Raw genomic sequence first — 3,175 nt, 5'->3', positions numbered from 1 at the left:
CCCGGCCCCCCGGGGTCCCCCTGGGGTCCGCCCCCCCGGGGCAGGGGCTGGCCTACGGCCCGCCGCCCGATGGGCCCCCAACGCGGGCCCCAACCCCCCGAGGGCCGCCCCCCGCGTGGGGGGCGGGGCCTTCGGTGCGGAGTGCAGCGGAGTCAGCGCCGGTGGGTTGGTCCCGCCGCCCGAGCCCTGCTACCTACCTGCTGAGTCGTTACGCCTGCTCTTCGAAGAGGCTCGTGACGGAGCCGTCCTCGAAGACCTCGCGCACGGCGCGGGCGATGGTCGGGGCCATCGAGAGGACGGTGACCTTGTCCAACTCGATCTCCTTCGGGGTCGGCAGCGTGTCGGTGAAGACGAACTCGCTGACCTTCGAGTTCTTCAGGCGGTCGGCGGCGGGGCCGGAGAGCACGCCGTGCGTGGCCGTCACGATGACGTCCTCGGCACCGTTGGCGAACAGCGCTTCGGCGGCGGCGCAGATCGTGCCACCGGTGTCGATCATGTCGTCGACCAGGACGCAGACCCGGCCGCGGACGTCACCGACGACCTCGTGCACGGTGACCTGGTTGGCGACGTCCGGGTCGCGCCGCTTGTGCACGATGGCCAGCGGCGCGCCGAGCCGGTCGCACCAGCGGTCGGCGACCCGCACCCGGCCGGCGTCCGGCGAGACGACGGTCAGCTTGGAGCGGTCGACCTTGGCGCCCACGTAGTCGGCGAGGATCGGCAGCGCGAACAGGTGGTCCACGGGGCCGTCGAAGAAGCCCTGGATCTGGTCGGTGTGCAGGTCGACCGTGAGGATGCGGTCGGCGCCCGAGCACTTGAACAGGTCGGCGATCAGCCGGGCCGAGATCGGCTCACGGCCGCGGTGCTTCTTGTCCTGCCGGGCGTAGCCGTAGAACGGCACGATCACGGTGATGCTGCGCGCGGAGGCCCGCTTGAGCGCATCGATCATGATGAGCTGTTCCATGATCCACTTGTTGATCGGAGCCGTGTGGCTCTGGATCAAGAAGCAGTCGGCGCCGCGCGCCGACTCCTGGAAGCGAACGTAGATCTCGCCGTTGGCGAAGTCGAATGCCTTGGTCGGGACCAGGCCGACGCCCAACTGCTGGGCGACCTCCTCGGCCAGCTCGGGGTGGGCGCGGCCGGAGAAGAGCATGAGCTTCTTCTCGCCGGTCGTCTTGATCCCGGTCACAGCAGATCTCCTTGGATTTCACTTCGCGTGCGCTTCCCCACGGTACGCCCCACTTGGCGCACCCCCCACACGCTCACTGATCGGACTCAGGCTCCTGAGTGGCTGCCTGAGCGGCCTGCGCGGCGGCACTTCCTGGGCGCTTTCGAGCCACCCAACCCTCGATATTCCGTTGCTGTCCACGGGCGACAGCGAGCGAACCCGGGGGCACGTTCTTGGTGATGACCGACCCGGCAGCGGTGTAGGACCCGTCCCCAATCGTGACAGGAGCCACAAACATGTTGTCCGAACCGGTGCGGCAGTGCGAGCCGACGGTGGTGTGGTGCTTCTTCTCGCCGTCGTAGTTCACGAAGACGCTGGCGGCACCGATGTTGGTGTGGTCGCCGATCGTCGCGTCCCCCACGTACGACAGGTGCGGCACCTTGGAACCCTCGCCGACCTGCGCGTTCTTCATCTCCACGTACGCGCCGGCCTTGGACCGCGGCCCGAGGTCGGTGCCCGGGCGTAGATACGCGTACGGGCCGACGTTGGCGCCCTCGCCGATCCTGGCGCCCACCGCGACGGTGTTGGCGACCGTGGCGCCGGCGCCGCCCGTGGTGTCGGTCAGCCGGGTGTGCGGGCCGACCTCGGCGTGCGCGGCCAGATGGGTGGCGCCGATGAGCTGGGTGCCGGGGTGCACCAGGGCGTCCGGCTCGAAGGTGACGGTGACGTCCACCCAGGTGGTGGCCGGGTCGACGACGGTGACGCCGCTGAGCATCGCGTCCCGCAGCAGCCGCTCGTTGAGCAGCTTGCGGGCCTCGGCGAGCTGGACCCGGTTGTTGATGCCGACGATCTCGTGGTGGTCGGCGGCGACGGCCGCGCCCACCCGGTGGCCCGCCTCGCGCAGGATGCCGAGGACGTCGGTGAGGTACTCCTCGCCCTGGCTGTTGTCGGTGCGGACCTTGCCGAGCGCATCGGTCAGCAGTTGCGCGTCGAAGGCGAAGACGCCCGAGTTGATCTCGCGGATGGCGCGCTCGGAGTCGCTGGCGTCCTTGTGCTCGACGATGGCGGTGACGGCCCCGCTGGCCTGGTCGCGCACGATCCGGCCGTAACCGGTGGCGTCGGGCACCTCGGCGGTCAGCACGGTCACCGCGTTGCCGTCGGCGGCGTGCGTGCTGGCGAGCGTGCGCAGCGTCTGGCCGGTCAGCAGCGGGGTGTCGCCGCAGACCACGACGACCGTGCCGGCGAGCGCGATGCCGCTGGCGCGCAGCTCGTCCAGGCCCATCCGGACGGCGTGCCCGGTGCCGTTCTGCTGGTGCTGGACGGCGGTGCGCACCTGCGGGTCGATCTCCGCGAGGTGCCCCTGCACCTGGTCGCGGGCGTGCCCGACGACGACGACGAGGTGTTCGGGGTCGAGTTCGCGGGAGGCGGCGACGACGTGGCCGATCAGGGAGCGACCGCAGATCGCGTGCAGGACCTTGGGGGTCGTCGACTTCATCCGGGTGCCCTCGCCCGCCGCGAGGACGACGACGGCTGCCAGCGGGTCCTCCCCTGACCGAGTGGTGCCGAGATCACGGGGAAGGTTGGCGCTCACGGGGAAACCCTTCGGCTCTTTCGGGAGGTGGACATCCGAAGGATACCGGTGCGTATCAGAGGGGACCTGCGGGCGGGTCCGGCCCCGGATGCCCTGAATGGAAGGCGTTCGCGGGGCCTGCGGGCGCTGGACGTCGTGCGCAGGGTCCGTACGCACCGGACGGTGAACGGGGATGACGGTACGGAGTGAAGGTGCGGGCTTGGGCTCCCCCGCCAGGACTCGAACCTGGACAAATGGCTCCAAAGGCCACTGTGCTGCCGATTACACCACAGGGGATGGTAGGGCGGGTCGTACCGGAGTTGCTGATCGGCTGACCGCGCGGCCCCCCACACTATGCCGTACGTGGAGCCTTCGATGCGAGGGGGAAGCCCTGCGGGCGGCGTGTGGGGGTGCGGTCCTGGTGGGTGCGGGGTGCGGGG

General features: G+C 70.5%; 2 protein-coding genes and 1 tRNA gene. All 3 read right to left on the bottom strand.

All coding sequences use genetic code 11. The features are described from left to right. Positions 1-208: 208 nt before the first annotated feature. Positions 209-1,186 (bottom strand): ribose-phosphate diphosphokinase, encoded by a 978-nt coding sequence (locus tag AAHZ94_RS31370; protein WP_349997103.1) that lies wholly within the window; start codon positions 1,184-1,186, stop codon positions 209-211. Between the two features lie 73 nt (positions 1,187-1,259). Further along, a complete protein-coding gene (gene glmU / locus AAHZ94_RS31365) occupies positions 1,260-2,702 on the bottom strand; it encodes a bifunctional UDP-N-acetylglucosamine diphosphorylase/glucosamine-1-phosphate N-acetyltransferase GlmU (protein WP_349997104.1) in 1,443 nt (480 codons plus the stop codon). 258 nt (positions 2,703-2,960) lie between these two features. Then, positions 2,961-3,032: transfer RNA gene (locus AAHZ94_RS31360), tRNA-Gln, on the bottom strand. Positions 3,033-3,175: the final 143 nt, after the last annotated feature.

The organism is Streptomyces sp. HSW2009 (assembly GCF_040240285.1).
Classification (GTDB): domain Bacteria; phylum Actinomycetota; class Actinomycetes; order Streptomycetales; family Streptomycetaceae; genus Streptomyces.
This window is presented reverse-complemented; position numbering and strand designations above follow the sequence as displayed.